Genomic DNA, 14,008 nt, shown 5'->3' on the forward strand with positions numbered 1-14,008 from the left:
GTGGGAGCATGGCTCCCACCCCACCTTTTTTGTGCCCCTTGTGCATTCGTGAATGGACCCGGGAGTGCACCACAGCACCTCTCTCCATCCCTCACGCCCTCACGTCAGCGACCATTCCCGCGGCTTGTTCGCTTCCTTCTCCCGGAACCGGTCCTCAAGGAACTCCTCCCACGTGCGCACGCCTTCGCGGTGCTTGGGAGTGAGGTTGGCCCCCGATCTGAAGCCGGACGCGATCCTCCCCGGCAGAGGGAGCCGTACGAGCACCGGGTCGATCTCCCTGGCGATGAAGTACGCATCGGCCAGGCTCTCCACCGTGCGCACCTGTGGCCCGCCGATCTGCTGTTCCCGAGCGCGGTCCCGGCCCAGGTCCCGGTCCGATGGTGCCGGTGCCGGGCCCTCCAGGGCGATGGCGACCAGGCGCTCCGCCACCTCGTCGGCCGCGATCGGCTGTGCCCAGAAACCCGTCGGCAGCGGGACGACCGGCAGGCGGGTCAGCCGGTCGAACATCCACAGCAGCAACTCGTGGAACTGCGTTGCCCGCAGCACCGTGTGGTCGAGCCCGGACTCCCCCAGCAGTTCCTCCGCGGCCACCTTGCCCCGGTAGTAGGGGAGCGGGATGTGGTCCATCCCCACGATGGACACCTGCACCACGTGCTCGACCCCGGCACGTGCGGCCGCCGAGATGAGGTTCGCCATCGCGGTCACCTCGGCCGAGGGGGACGCCGGGCTGTGGGCGCAGTGCACGACAGTGGTCACCCCGTCGAGTGCCCGGTCGAGTCCTTTACCCGTGTTCAGGTCGCCGGTGAACCACATGGCCCGTTCCGGCCAAGCAGGGGCCGCCCGCCGGCTGAGAAGGCGCGGCTCGTTCCCCTGGTCGGCCAGCCGTCGCACGACGTGCGTGCCGAGGGTGCCCGTACCGCCTGTGACCAGTATCGAACCCATCGTGGACCCTCGCCTCCAGTCGTCCTTCGTCCGCCATTCGGGCGTGTGCCCGCGGATTGCCCCTAACCTCGCGGACGGCGCCCATGTGTGAAGTACGGCATGTGAAGTACGGCATTCGAATCCGACGTGTCCTGAGGGCCTGGCAGTCTGGTCGGCACGCCGACTTGTCGGTAAGGAGACGAAAGGACCCGTCGATGCCCGCAGCCCTGACTCCCGCTCGACTCCGGCTCGCCCGCATGCACGCCCAGCTCCTCGCCGGCCCGCCCGCCGCGGGTGTGGTCGGGGCCGTCCGGGGGGCCGCCGCCCTGCAAGCCCAGGACCTGAAGGCGTCGAAGCTGGCGGTGCGTGCGCGCACCTCGGGCCTGGCCCTCGCCGACGTGCGCCGCGCGGTCGCCGAGGAGCGTTCCGTGATCCGGACCTGGGCCATGCGCGGAACCCTGCACATGATCCCCACCGCCGATGCCGGCTGGATCGTCGACCTCTTCGGCCCGGTCGTCCTGCCCCGGTTCCGGCAGCGCCGGATCGACCTCGGGCTCGACGACGACCTGTGCGAACGTGCGGTGCGCGCCCTCCCCGACCTGCTCGCCTCCGGTCGGCCGCAGACCCGGCCCGGCGTGGTGGCGGGGCTCCGCGAGTCGGGTGTCCCGGTGCCCGCCGACGGTCAGGCGCCCTTCCACCTCCTCCTCTTCGCGGCGCTGCGCGGGGTGGTGTGCCGGGGGCCGGACACGGACGCCGGCGAGGCCACCTACGTGCTCCTGCGCGACTGGGCGGGGGCGTGGGAACCGCGCGACACCGACGCCGCGCTGGCGAAGCTGGCCCGCCGGCACGTGTCCGGCTACGGCCCGGTGGGCCCCGAGGACTTCGCCGTCTGGTCGGGCCTGCCCGCGGGGCAGGTGCGGCGCGCGTGGGATCTGGTGTCGCCTTCGCTCGCGGAGGTGGCCACCGATTCGGGGAGCGCATGGGCGCTGCGGGAGGTGGCCGACGCCTTTCCCTCGCCCCGCTCACGGCCCGCTGTGCGCCTGCTCGGCCCCTACGACGGCTATCTGCTGGGCTACAAGGAGCGCGCGTGGGCGCTGCCCCCCGAGTCCGCGCGGCGCATCCTCCCGGGCGGCGGGGTGATCCACCCCGCGGTGCTGGCCGACGGCGAGGTGGTCGCGCGGTGGCGGTGGCGGGGCGATGCCGTCGTCATCGAGCCCTTCGCCCCACTCTCCGAGGAGGCGATGGCCGGTGTCGCGGCGGAGGTCGAGGATATCGGCAGGTTTCTCGGAATCCGGGCGACGATGGATGTCGCGGTGGGATAGCCTCCGGGAGACGGTGACGGCCGACGGCGACCGCCGCGGGACACAGGCCGAGCGCGGTCCGAACACGGGACCACAGGAGCACGGTGTCGCGCCGGTGCACAGGGGCGCCTCCCGGGCGCCGGCCGAAGACGCGCAGGCCCTCTGCGGCCGCGGCTGTGCCTGCGCGCGGCCGTACTGGATCCGGGCGCCCTCCTCGGTCGGCAGGGAGCCGGACGGTATGCATCGACGCGGGGCACGCCCCCGCGTTCGCGCCGGGTGGTGCGGCGGATGCGGCTATTCGTCGTCGGAGTCGACCCCCGGGTTGTCCATGAGCTGACGCACCAGCGCCATGAACTCTTCGTCGCTCATCGTCGCCCAGTCCACACGCTCGTTCATGCTGAGCGGTTTCCCCAGCTTCAAGATCAATAAGCCTGAAAAGGCCGCATCCGGCGGATAATTCTCGGTAAACGCTGTGACTCGCGAGGTCGCGGGATCAGATGCGGCGGTTGACCGCGGCCCGGCACTGCGGGCAACGGCAGCGCTTGTTGTAACCGGTGACCGTCCCGTGCGGGATATTCGGATCGCGCTCGGCGGTGAGAGTGGCGTCCAGTTGATCCCCGAACGGCTTGAGGATGCGGGCTGTCGAGAACACGCGTTGCGGGCTGACACCGAGGTCGCGAGCCGCCTCATCGATGTGGTGCCCCATGCGGAGCTTCGCGATCAGCCGCGAACGTGTCGATGGCGGAAGTTCCTCCTCGGCGTTCGCGATCAGCCGCTCGGTGTCGTCCATGGGTTGGCTCATTGGGTTCCTAGCGTGTTCGGGGTGCGGTCCCCCGTTCATCCATCCTGCATCGTACGCGCTTTCGGACCTCGGGGCTCGGTCGGCAGGCGGCGTGGGGCCGCGTGGTGCACGAGCTGCCCTTGGGGCGGGTGGTCGCCGTGCGGCCCCGGGTGCGCCGGCCGGGCGTGGTGCCCCATCTCACCGCATCCGCCGTGGCGATCGGCGTGCGGGTTGCTACCGTGGATGTGGGACCGGTCGGCCATGACCGCCCCCGGACGAGGTGCGCCGTACCCGGAACGCAAAGACGGCGCGGATCCGATCCGGGAGGCGTTCATGGCGTGGGTTCTGTTGGTGATCTCCGGTCTGCTCGAGACCGCGTGGGCGACCGCTCTGTCCAGGACCGAGGGTTTCACCAGGCTGTGGCCGTCGCTCATCTTCATCGTCACTCTGGTGCTGAGCATGGCCGGGCTGGCCCTGGCGCTGCGGACCATCCCTGTGGGTACCGGTTACGCGGTCTGGGTGGGCATCGGCGCCGTCGGCACCGCCATCGTGGGGATGGCCTGGATGGGCGAAGGCGTCACCGTGGCGAAGATCCTCTGTCTGCTGTTGCTGGTCAGCGGCATCGTCGGGCTGAAGCTCCTGCACTAGGGGGCCCGCCCGGCAGAGGCGGGATTCGGTCGGTCGACGGGGCTCGATCCGGTCCGCCGCCATTGGGGCGGGCGGGAAACGTCGGCCGACCCCGTTCGCGCCCGCGGAGCGGCGGCCCTCCCCACCGGCCCCACCGGTGTGTTCCGGCCACCGGGGCAACGCCGCAACGGGGTATTCGGTCCCGCGGCGGGGAGAAAATCCCGGATCCGGCGGCCAATTTCTAGAAACGCATTGCTAGAGGGTAGGGCGAGTGCTTCTCTAGTGCCACAGCCCCAGTACTCAGCGTGTACGGAACCGAACGCTATGACGAGCCCCACAGTTCGCCGTCGCCGTCTTTCAGCCGAATTGCGCCGACGGCGTGTCCAAGCCGGAATGACCCTCAGTGATGTGGCCGATGTGCTCGAATGGTCACCTGCGAAACTCGGGCATATCGAGACCGGTATTCGCAAGTGGCCCTCGGTCATGGAGGTCTCCGCCCTGCTCAAGTTGTACGGGGTCACCGGGGGCCAGCGCGAGGCCATCCTCACGCTGGTCCGCGAGTCGCGCCTGCGGCCCTGGTGGACCGAGTACGAGGACGTCCTGTCCTCGGCCTACGTCGGCAACGAGGCCGGCGCCGTCGCCATCGACACCTATGCCGGCATGCTGGTCCCCGATCTCCTCCAGGTCCCCGAGTACACGGCCCAGCTGGCCCGCTCCCAGGGGCACGACGAACGCGGCGTCGAGCGGATGGTCGCGGCGTTCCTCAAGCGCCAGGAGGTCCTCGACCGCGACAACCTGGAGCGCTACCACGCCGTCATCGAGGAGGACGCCCTGCGCCGGGTGGGCTCCGACCCGTCGCTGCTGCACGCGCAGCTGCGCCGGCTGATCGAGTTGGGGACCTCGCACGACCGGGTCGTCATCCGGCTGGTGCCCACCTCGGCCGGGCTGCACGCCGGGGCCGCCGGGCCCTTCACCGTGCTGGAGTTCGACGAGGACGAGGCGTCTCTGGCGTTCGTCGACGCCACGCACGGGGGCGGGATCGTGGAGTCCGAGGACGGGGTCGCCGCCTGCCAGGAGGTGTGGCGCCGCCTCACCGCGGTCGCGGGGACCCCGAAGACGACCCTCACCACCCTCAAACGGCTCTCCCTGCTGACCTGACCCCCCGACCGCTGACCGTTGCCCGCTGACCGCTGCCGCCATGACGACGTGTCGACATGGGGATCCGCCCCTGTTCCGCTACCCCGGGGGCGCCGTGCCCTCAGGCCCACTCTGCTCCCCCGGCCCACCCTGCCCCGGCCCACCCTGCTCCGGTTCACCGGGCGGGGTGAGGCCGGCCGCCTCGTAGGCGGCGCGCTCGTCCAGCGTCTCGTTGTCCAGCAGCGCGTGGGCGATGGCGTCGAGCCGCTCGCGGTTGGTCGTCAGCAGGTCGCGCGCCTCGCTGTAGCACTCTTCGATGATCCGGCGCACCTCGGCGTCGACGGAGTCGAGGGTCGCCGGGGCGAACCGCTGCCCGGGGCCCTCCTGCCCGGGGCCGGGCAGCACCGTCATGGGGCCGATGGCCTCCGACATCCCCCACCGCCCGACCATCTGCCGGGCGACCGCGGTGGCGTTCTCCAGGTCGCTCTCGGCCCCCGTGGAGACCACGCCGTAGACGACCTGCTCCGCGGCCATCCCCCCGAGCGCGCCGATGATGCGGCCGCGCAGGTAGGGCTCGTCGTAGCCGTAGCGGTCGTCCTCAGGGGTGGAGATGGTGGCGCCGAGCGCCCTCCCCCGCGGGATGATCGAGATCTTGCGCACCGGGTCGGCGCCGGGCTGCACCATGCCGATGAGCGCGTGGCCGGACTCGTGGAAGGCGGTGCGCGTGCGCTCCTTCTTGGGCATGACCACCGACCGTGCGGTGCCGAGCTGGACCTTCTCCAGGGCGTCGATGAAATCGTCGTAGGCCACCGCCGTGTGGCCGCGCTTCGCCGCGAGGAGGGCGCCCTCGTTGACCAGGTTCGCCAGGTCAGCGCCGGTCATGCCCGGGGTGCTGCGCGCCAGCCGCGCCAGGTCGGCGTCCTCGGCCAGCGGCATCATGCGCGTGTGCACGCCGAGGATCGCCTGGCGCCCGGCGGTGTCGGGCGGGCTGATGGTCACCCGGCGGTCGAACCGGCCGGGGCGCAGCAGAGCGGGGTCGAGAACGTCCGGCCGGTTGGTGGCGGCGACCACCACGACGCCTTCGGTCCCGGTGAACCCGTCCATCTCGGTCAGGATCTGGTTGAGCGTCTGCTCGCGCTCGTCGTTGCCGCCGAGCGATTGGGCGCCGCGGGTGCGGCCGATGGTGTCGATCTCGTCGATGAAGATGATCGCGGGAGCGACCTTGCGCGCCTCGCCGAACAGGTCGCGGATGCGGCTCGCGCCGACGCCCACGATCATCTCGATGAACTCCGAAGCGCTGGCGGAGAAGAACGGCACCTTCGCCTCGCCCGCGAGGGCCCGCGCGAGCAGGGTCTTTCCGGTGCCGGGCTGCCCGGTGAGGAGGACGCCCTTGGGCAGCTTGGCGCCCAGGCGCCGGTACTTCTCGGGTTCACGCAGGTAGTCGACGACCTCGACGAGCTCGTCCTCGACCTCGTCGATGCCGGCGACGTCGTCGAAGGTCACCCGGATCGTGGTGCTGTCGATGGGCGTGGCGGCGGGGCTCTTGCCGATGCCGCCGATCCCGCCCATCCCGCCCATGCCGCTCATGAGGCTGCGGCCCCTGCGCAGCAGCCAGAACCAGAAGAAGCCGAAGACGATGACCGGCAGGAACGCCCAGAACAGGTTGGACCAGACCCCGCGCTGCTGGCTGACCGGCTCCGCCCGGACGACGACGCCCTTCTCGACCATCGCGCGGTAGATGTCGTCGTCGGCGAAGATGGGGCGTTCGGTGGTGAACTCGGTGTAGGTCTCGTCGGGGTGGTGGGGCACGGGCTGGGCCCGGTTGAGCCGGCCCTCGATCGTCTCCCCGCTGACGTAGACGTCCTTGACGTTGCCCTTGGCGACCTCGTCGCTGAACGTCGTGTACGGGATCGTCCGCATGTTGTGCTGGAGGTCGGCGATCCAGGTAACGACGAAGAAGGCGAGGTAGAGGAGGAGCAGGGTGATGATGAACCGGCGCCAGTTGGGCGGCTTGGGGGTGGTCGTCTCATCGTCCTTCCCGGACGGGACGCCCTCGGTGCGCCACGGGCCGGGCGGGGGCTCCTCGCGGCCCCGGCCCTCGCGGCCGCCCCGGCCGCGGTCGCGGTCCTGCTCCCGGTCCCTGTCCCTGTCCCTGTCCCTGTTCCGGTCCCTGTTCCGGTCTTCCGGTTCGCGCCGGCCCGGTGCGGGTTCCTCGTCGTCGGCCATCGTCACCCCCTGTGTGCCGCGCAGGGCTCACGGTAATTGCGCTTCCCGTGCTGACGTGGGAGAACACGCGTGGAGAGGGGTAAGGTCCTGGCCCGGAGTGCGGTGTGCGGCGGGAATCCGCGGGCCGCGTCGGGAAACACGGACATCGGGCAGGATTGCCGCGACGGGTTGCTAGTCTGCTGGGAGACAACCCCATAAAGTGCTCTACTGACGCCTTCCGCTCGGGGGCGGGCGGCGGCCATCATCGGGCCGCCGCGCGATCGGGGTTCTCCCTGCCACTGAAACAGCGAAGGCGTCTGTTCGACTCTCATCCTTATCCGTGATCTAAGAAGGGGTCCACACCGTGAAGAAGATCATCGTCCTGGTGCTGGTTGCCCTCGGGGCGTTCGCTGTCTATCGCAAGATCCAGGCCGACCGCGCCGAGCTCGACCTGTGGACGGAAGCCACGGCCGGCGACAACTAGGTTCCACCAGGCCGACCAGCCACGGCACGTCCGACGTGTCGGTGGCTGTCGTCGTGTGTGCCAGAAGACGTGGGCGATCATCGTTTTCCCCTGCCGCGCCCACGCTTCTGGGACATCCCTCTCCCCCCGGCCGCCGGTCCCCGCGCACTCTCCGCCGACCGGCCCACCGCTGCCCGCGGGGACGGTATGCTCTCCTTGATCACTGGGGCCATAGCTCAGCTGGCAGAGCGCCGGTTTTGCATACCGGAGGTCAGGGGTTCGACTCCCCTTGGCTCCACCTCGAGTTCGCAGGGAAACCCTCTCGCCCACCACGTGGACGAGAGGGTTTTCGCTGTCCGGATGTTCAACCGGCGAGCGTGATCGCGGCCAACTCGCGCCAGCCCGCCCGCGCCCCCTCCTGCGTCTCCTTGACGAACCGCGCGTCCCCGAGGTGGGACCGCGCGGCCCGCTCGATCCGGGCCGCATCCGGCCGGGAGCGGTCCGGCAGACCGCACACGCCGGCGCTCGCCGCGAGCAGCCGCGCGGCCTGCTCGTACCGGTACTCGCGCAGCGCCAGGTCCGCGACCCCGACGACCACCTGCGCGATCGCGGGCGCATACCCCGACTCCACCGCCGCCCGGCAGGCCGCGGCGTGGTGCTTGCGCGCCTCGCTGAGATCGCCGGCGAGGCAGCCGAGCAGGTGGTCGGTCACCACACGGATACTCGCCCGCTCCGCTTCGTCGCCCAAGACGGCCGTTGCGACGCCGAGCTCCCGGTACGCCTCCTCTGCGTCGCCGCGCCAGCGAGCGAGTTCCGCCTTCGAGAAGGCCAGCTCGGCCAGCGCGTCGGGCCAGGTGACGCGGTCCGCGCACCGCTGCGCCTCGGCCATGGCGGCCGCGCCGGCGTCCTCATCGCCCATCAGCCAGTACAGCTGGGCCTGCCGCGCCCGCATCCGGATGACGTCCTCGGTGGCACCGACCTCGGTGATGACCGCGACCGCCTCGTCGTAGTGTTCGCATGCGCGGGCGAACTCGCCGCGGGCGGCGATGCGGTCCGCCAGTTCGCTCAAGGCCAGCGAGATCCCGAACCGTTCGCCGAGCGCCCGGAACTCGGACAGTGCCATCTCGAGATGGGCGTCCGCGTCCCGTCCGCCCTGGCCGAGCACGATCCGCATCTTGCCGAGGTGGAACCGGGCGAGTGCCCGCGCCCAGGGGTCCGCCTCCGCCAGCAGCGGTGCGAACGCGTCCACGTCGGGTGTGCGCAGCAGGCGTTCCAGCGGGGCGACGAACCCCAGCAGCGGGTGGTAGCGGGACGCGCCGCGCCGGCTGAACCGGTAGGCCTTGCGGATCCACCCCTCCGACTCGTGTGCGTCGCTCGGCCGGGAGTTCACGAAATGCACGGCGAGCGCGTACACCGTGGCCCGGACCCCATCGGCCACCTCGCCGGGGGTATCGGCGGCCGCGGTGATGAGATCGAGGCCTTCGGCCTTGTGCCCGGCGAGCCACCAGTACCAGCCGGCGCCCGCCGCGAGCCGCATCGCCGCAGCCGCCTCGCCGGCCGCGAGCGCACCGCGCATCGCGGCACCGATGTCGTCGTGCTCGGCCTCGAGCGCGGCAAGCCATTCCACCTGCTCGGCGCGGCGCAGGTGCGGCTCCGCGGTCTCGGCGAGCTCGGTGAAGTAGGCGAGATGCGCACGGCGCGCCAGGTCCGATTCGCCCGCCTCGGCGAGCCGGTGCCCGGCGTACTCCCGGATCGTTCCGGTCATCCGGTAGCGCGGCGCGCGGCCGCCCTCGGCGATCAGCAGCGATTTCTCGGCCAGAGCGGTCAGCAGCTCGAACACCTGGTCCTGCCCGACCGCATCCTGCTCGAAGGCGGCGCCGGCGCAGACCCGCTCGGCCGCCTCCAGGCTCGCCCCGCCGGAGAACACCGAGAGCCGGCGCAGCACCGTCCGTTCGGCGCCGGTGAGCAGGTCCCAGCTCCAGTCGATCACCGCGCGCAGCGTCCGGTGCCGCGGCAGCGCGGTCCGGCTGCCGCTGGTGAGCAGGCGGAACCGGTCGTCGAGCCGGTCGGCGAGCTGGTCGAGGGACATGGTGCGCAACCTGGCCGCGGCGAGTTCGATCGCCAGCGGCATGCCGTCCAGCGCCCGGCAGACGCGCACCATCGTCGACAAAGTGGGGACGTCGGCCGCGAGATCGCCGCGCACCGCGCCGGCCCGGTCCCGCAGCAACCGGACGGCCGGAGACGACGCGATCTCGCCGGGGCCGGCGTCGTCCTCTGGCAGGGCCAGGGGCGCGACCGGCCACAGCGCCTCACCGGTGATGCCGAGCGGCTCCCTGCTCGTCGCGAGGATCCGCAGCCGTCGGCACTCCCCGAGCACCCGGTGTGCGAAGGCCGCAGCGGGCCCGATCACGTGCTCGCAGTTGTCCAGGACCAGCACCATCGACCGCTCGCGGATCGCGGCGACGAGCCGGTCGGCCGGCTCCGCGTCCGGTGCCTCGCCGAGCAGCGTGTCCCGCAGGCCGAGCGCGGTGAGCGCCGATTGCGCCACGTCGCCGTCGGCGCCGATGGCGGCGAGCTCCACCAGCCAGGCGCCGTCTGGCAGGTCGCCGAGCAGCGTGCGCGCGGTCTCGGCGGCCAGCCTGGTCTTCCCTGAGCCGCCCGGCCCGGTCAGGGTGGTGAGCCGGTGGTCGGCGATGAGCTCGAGGACGGCGGCGACATCGGCGTCCCTGCCGACGAAGCCGGTCAGCTCGGCGCGCAGGTTGATCCTGCGGTTCTCCTCCGATCGTTCCACCTCGCCCCGCAGCAGTGCGACGTGCAGCGCGGACAGCTCCGGTGCGGGGTCGACGCCCAGCGTGTCGGCGAGGGCCTCCCTCGTGCGCTGGTACACGAGCAGCGCCTCGGAGTCGCGACCGGTCGCGGCGAGGGCGCGCATCAGGGCGGCGACGAGCCGTTCCCGTACCGGGTGCGCGGCCACCGCGTCGGTGAGCTCCGCGACCAGCTCCGCGCCGTTGCCGAGGGCGATCTCCGCATCGAACCGGTCCTCCATGGCCGTCAGGCGCAGCCCTTCGAGCCGGGTGACCGCCGCGTCCAACGCCGCACTCGCCGCACTGTCCGGTCGGCCGACGTCCTGCATGGCCGCACCGCGCCACAGCGCGAGGGCCTCGCGCAGCCGCCGTAGCCGCCGCGGATCCTCGTCGTCGCGGGCCCGGCCGATGAGGCGCTCGAACCGAACGGCGTCGACGGCGTCGGGGTCGAGCGTCAGCCGGTAGCCGTTCGTCCGCCCCTCGATCAGCTCCTCCGGCAGGACCTTCCGTAGCCGCGAGACCAGGCGCTGCAAGGCGTTCGCCGCGTCGGAGGGCGGGTGCTCGCCCCAGATCCAGTCGATGAGCTTCGCCTTCGGGATCGTGTGACCCGGCTGGAGCGCGAGGGCGGCCAGCAGCGCGCGCAGCCGCGCGCCCGGCACGTCGGCGAGGGCGCCGTCGTCCGTGCGGACCTCGAACGGCCCGAGCATCCCGATCTGCACCTGCTGATTTTGCCATGGGAGGTCGGCCGGTCCCTGGCCGCCGGCCGTCGACGCTGTTCAGCAGGTCGCCGGGGTGATGGCCCGCAGGCGGTGTCTCCGGCGGGGCCGGTGTCCAGGCCGTGTCAGGCGCGTGTCAGGCCCGTTGGCGATCGTGGCCGCAACAGCCGCCACGAAAGGAAGTTCCGATGAGCCGAACGGTTCCCGTCCCCCACGGCCTGCCCATGGAGCGCGATGCTGGCCCCTTCGACCCGCCCCGCAGGATGACCCGGCTGCGTGCGGCCCGCCCCGTCAGCCCCCTGATCTTCCCCGACGGCCACGAGGGCTGGCTCGTCACCGGCTACGATGCCGTCCGCCAGGTCATGGCCGATACCCGGTTCAGCTCCCGGCAGGACATCGGCCCCGTCCACGTGCCCTACGAGATCCCGGGCATGCCCGCCGTCACCGAACCGTCCCCGCAGATGCCGGGCGTGTTCATCTCCATGGACCCGCCGGACCACGGGCGGCTGCGGAAACGGCTCACAGGCGCGTTCACCGTCAAGCGCATGAAGATGCTCGAAGAGCGCATCAACGACATCACCGAGCGGCAACTCGACCACCTGGCGCGCCTGGCACCGCCGGTCGACCTGGTCAAGGAGTTCGCGCTGCCGGTGCCCTCGCTGGTGATCTGCGAGCTGCTCGGCGTCCCCTACGAGGACCGGGAGAACTTCCAGGTCAACGCCGCCCGGTTGATGGTGAAGGACCAGTCGCTGGAGGAGAAGGTGGCCGCTCTGGGCGCGCTGACCACCTACCTCGGCGAACTGGTCGCGCGCAAGCGCGCCGAGCCCGGCGACGACATCCTGTCCGACCTGGCCCGCCACGACGACCTCACCATCGAGGAGCTGACCGGCGCCGCCTTCCTGCTGCTGCTCGCGGGCCACGAGACCACCGCCAACATGCTGGGGCTGGGCACCTTCGCGCTCCTGGAGAACCCCGGGCAGATGGCCGAGCTGCGCGCCGACCCGGCCCTGATGCCCGATGTCGTCGAGGAGATGCTGCGCTACCTGTCCGTCGTCGACATCCTCTACCGCTACGCGACGGAGGACATCGAACTCGGCGGGGAGACGATCGGCAAGGGGTCGACCGTCATCGTGTCGCTGCTGGCCGCCGACCACGACCCCCGGCGCTTCGACGGCGCCGACGCCCTCGACATCCACCGCAGGGCCCGCGGCCACCTGGCCTTCGGACACGGGGTCCACCAGTGTCTCGGCCAGCAGTTGGCCCGCATCGAGATGCGCGCCGGTTTCGACGGGCTGCTGCGCCGCTTCCCGACCCTGGAGCTCGCCGTCCCCGCCGGCGAAGTGAAACTCAAGACCGACATGAACATCTACGGCGTCCACGAACTGCCGGTCACCTGGACGGGCACGGCCCGGTAGGCGGCCGTGCCGGGGCGCGCATCCGGACGGCGCCTCACACCTTCCGGAAGAAGGCACGGACGTCGTCGGCCAGCGCCTCCGGTTCCTCCATGGAGAGGAAGTGGCCGCCCATGTCGAGCTCGGTCCAGTGCACGATGGCGTGGTCGCGCTCGGCCCACCTGCGGATGGTCACGTCGTGCGCGGACACCAGGACACCGGTCGGCACCGTCCCGCGCTGGGCGGTGGGCCATGAGTTCGCGGATATCTCCTCGTAGTAGATCTGCGCCGCCGATCCGGCCGTGCCCGTGAACCAGTACACACTGACATCGGTGAGGATGCGGTCGCGGTCGACGCTGTCCTCGGGGAGCCCGTCCTTCGGATCGGTGAGCTCCTTGAACTTCTCGACGATCCAGGCGAGCTGCCCGACGGAGGAGTCGTGCAGCCCGTAGGCCACGGTCTGGGGCCGTTTGGAATTGCACTGCAAGTAGCCGTCATTGAAGTCCTGCATCGCCTGCCAGCGCTGCTGCTCGACCTCGGTGAGGCCGTCGAGTTCGCCTTCGGCGCCGATGGGGAACGTGAGCAGCGCGTTGACGTGGACGCCGATGACGTGGTCGGGGGCTTGCCGGCCCATTTCGGGGGCGACCCATGCCCCCGTGTCGTAGCCCTGCACTCCATAACGGTCGTAGCCGAGCCGGGACATCAGTGTCACGAACAGCCCGGCCATGCGAGCGACGTTCATGCCCGGACCGGCCAGAGGCGTCGAGAACCCGAACCCCGGCAACGACGGGATCACCAGGTGGAACGCGTCGGCGGGGTCGCCCCCGTGCGCGCGGGGATCCGCGAGCGGGCCGATGACGTCGAGGAAGTCCACGACACCGCCCGGCCAGCCGTGCAGCAGGACCAGCGGTGTGGCCTCGGGTTCGGGCGAGCGCACGTGCAGGAAGTGGAGGGTCTGCCCGTCGATGGACGTGGTGAACTGCGGATGCCGGTTGAGCGCCGCTTCGTGCTCGCGCCAGTCGTAGCCGCTGCGCCAGTAGTCAGCGAGGTCCTTTAGGTAGGCGACCGGAACACCCCGGCTCCAGCCGACCCCCGGCACCTCATCGGGCCAGCGGGCAGCGGCCAACCGTGCCGAGAGGTCGTCGAGTTGTTCTTGGGGGACGTCGATGCGGAAAGGGTGGATGGCCTGGGTGTTCTGATCCGGGGTGGTGGTGATGGAGGTCGTTGAGGTCATGGAACCGACGCTAAGGAGGAACGGGGCCGGGTTCTGTCCTCGATTCGTTCGCAGATGCGTGGACGCCTCGATTCAGCCGGGTGGCGGGTGCTGGGTGGTTGGTGTTACGGCGGGCAGCGACGGCGGGGGGCGGTTCGCGGTAGCGCGGACGGTCCGGGCGGTGGGGTGGTGGCCGTTAAGGCGGGCAGCGACGGTGAGCGGTGGGCCCCGCTCGGCGGTCGGGTGATCCGTGTGCGTGGGGTGCGGGAGGACGGGGCGCCCCGGGTGGTGGGGGCCGGCGGGGCGGCGGGCCTGGGCGGGGCGTGCCCGGGTTTGCGCCTGATCAGCACGAACCACCCAGGGAAATCACGAAATAACTCCTTGTGTTGCGAACAGGTGTTCGATAGAATGAGGTCATGAGCACCACTCCCCCCGCCATCACCGACCCC

10 protein-coding genes, 1 tRNA gene and 1 riboswitch are annotated in these 14,008 nt (G+C 71.2%); of the genes, 6 read left to right on the forward strand and 5 right to left on the reverse strand.

Annotation, left to right across the window (positions count from 1 at the left end):
• Positions 1–99: 99 nt before the first annotated feature.
• Positions 100–942, reverse strand: coding sequence for an SDR family oxidoreductase (locus ACFOVU_RS29150; protein ID WP_378538703.1), 843 nt, complete (start codon positions 940–942; stop codon positions 100–102).
• Between the two features lie 194 nt (positions 943–1,136).
• Here ACFOVU_RS29150 and ACFOVU_RS29155 point away from each other — a divergent pair, with 194 nt between their 5' ends.
• Positions 1,137–2,243, forward strand: a complete 1,107-nt coding sequence (locus ACFOVU_RS29155) for a winged helix DNA-binding domain-containing protein (RefSeq protein WP_378538704.1) — start codon at positions 1,137–1,139, stop codon at positions 2,241–2,243.
• 472 nt (positions 2,244–2,715) lie between these two features.
• Here ACFOVU_RS29155 and ACFOVU_RS29160 read toward each other — a convergent pair whose 3' ends face one another.
• Positions 2,716–3,024, reverse strand: a complete 309-nt coding sequence (locus tag ACFOVU_RS29160) for a hypothetical protein (RefSeq protein WP_378538705.1) — start codon at positions 3,022–3,024, stop codon at positions 2,716–2,718.
• 226 nt (positions 3,025–3,250) lie between these two features.
• Positions 3,251–3,317, forward strand: a riboswitch (guanidine-III (ykkC-III) riboswitch).
• A gap of 19 nt (positions 3,318–3,336) precedes the next feature.
• Between ACFOVU_RS29160 and ACFOVU_RS29165 the strand changes: the two genes are divergently transcribed.
• Positions 3,337–3,651 carry a DMT family transporter gene (locus ACFOVU_RS29165; protein WP_378538707.1) on the forward strand — a complete coding sequence of 105 codons (315 nt, stop codon included), beginning with the start codon at positions 3,337–3,339 and terminating at the stop codon, positions 3,649–3,651.
• Between the two features lie 303 nt (positions 3,652–3,954).
• The gene (locus ACFOVU_RS29170) at positions 3,955–4,788 is read left to right on the forward strand and encodes a helix-turn-helix domain-containing protein (RefSeq protein WP_378538708.1); all 834 of its coding nucleotides are present in this window, start codon (positions 3,955–3,957) and stop codon (positions 4,786–4,788) included.
• Between the two features lie 78 nt (positions 4,789–4,866).
• On the opposite strand, the gene ftsH is transcribed toward ACFOVU_RS29170, so the two are convergent.
• Entirely contained in the window at positions 4,867–6,993 is a 2,127-nt protein-coding gene (gene ftsH, locus ACFOVU_RS29175; protein WP_378538710.1) for an ATP-dependent zinc metalloprotease FtsH, read from the reverse strand.
• Positions 6,994–7,336: 343 nt separating this feature from the next.
• Here ftsH and ACFOVU_RS29180 point away from each other — a divergent pair, with 343 nt between their 5' ends.
• Positions 7,337–7,456, forward strand: coding sequence for a DLW-39 family protein (locus ACFOVU_RS29180; protein WP_217783044.1), 120 nt, complete (start codon positions 7,337–7,339; stop codon positions 7,454–7,456).
• A gap of 204 nt (positions 7,457–7,660) precedes the next feature.
• Positions 7,661–7,733 (forward strand) — tRNA-Ala (locus tag ACFOVU_RS29185).
• A 66-nt stretch (positions 7,734–7,799) separates the two neighbouring features.
• Here ACFOVU_RS29185 and ACFOVU_RS29190 read toward each other — a convergent pair.
• Positions 7,800–10,958, reverse strand: coding sequence for a BTAD domain-containing putative transcriptional regulator (locus ACFOVU_RS29190; RefSeq protein WP_378538711.1), 3,159 nt, complete (start codon positions 10,956–10,958; stop codon positions 7,800–7,802).
• Positions 10,959–11,143: 185 nt separating this feature from the next.
• Here ACFOVU_RS29190 and ACFOVU_RS29195 point away from each other — a divergent pair, with 185 nt between their 5' ends.
• Positions 11,144–12,370, forward strand: coding sequence for a cytochrome P450 (locus ACFOVU_RS29195; protein ID WP_378538713.1), 1,227 nt, complete (start codon positions 11,144–11,146; stop codon positions 12,368–12,370).
• Positions 12,371–12,404: 34 nt separating this feature from the next.
• Here ACFOVU_RS29195 and ACFOVU_RS29200 read toward each other — a convergent pair whose 3' ends face one another.
• Positions 12,405–13,580, reverse strand: coding sequence for an epoxide hydrolase family protein (locus ACFOVU_RS29200; protein ID WP_378538715.1), 1,176 nt, complete (start codon positions 13,578–13,580; stop codon positions 12,405–12,407).
• Between the last annotated feature and the right edge of the window lie 428 nt (positions 13,581–14,008).

The organism is Nocardiopsis sediminis (assembly GCF_042650565.1).
Lineage (GTDB): Bacteria > Actinomycetota > Actinomycetes > Streptosporangiales > Streptosporangiaceae > Nocardiopsis_B > Nocardiopsis_B sediminis.

Bases quoted from the DNA above. Each gene is read 5' to 3' on its own strand.
- ACFOVU_RS29160 (WP_378538705.1), bottom strand. From the start codon at position 3,024: ATGAGCCAACCCATGGACGACACCGAGCGGCTGATCGCGAACGCCGAG.
- ftsH (WP_378538710.1), bottom strand. From the start codon at position 6,993: ATGGCCGACGACGAGGAACCCGCACCGGGCCGGCGCGAACCGGAAGAC.
- ACFOVU_RS29170 (WP_378538708.1), top strand. From the start codon at position 3,955: ATGACGAGCCCCACAGTTCGCCGTCGCCGTCTTTCAGCCGAATTGCGC.
- ACFOVU_RS29195 (WP_378538713.1), top strand. From the start codon at position 11,144: ATGAGCCGAACGGTTCCCGTCCCCCACGGCCTGCCCATGGAGCGCGAT.
- ACFOVU_RS29155 (WP_378538704.1), top strand. From the start codon at position 1,137: ATGCCCGCAGCCCTGACTCCCGCTCGACTCCGGCTCGCCCGCATGCAC.
- ACFOVU_RS29165 (WP_378538707.1), top strand. From the start codon at position 3,337: ATGGCGTGGGTTCTGTTGGTGATCTCCGGTCTGCTCGAGACCGCGTGG.
- ACFOVU_RS29200 (WP_378538715.1), bottom strand. From the start codon at position 13,580: ATGACCTCAACGACCTCCATCACCACCACCCCGGATCAGAACACCCAG.
- ACFOVU_RS29150 (WP_378538703.1), bottom strand. From the start codon at position 942: ATGGGTTCGATACTGGTCACAGGCGGTACGGGCACCCTCGGCACGCAC.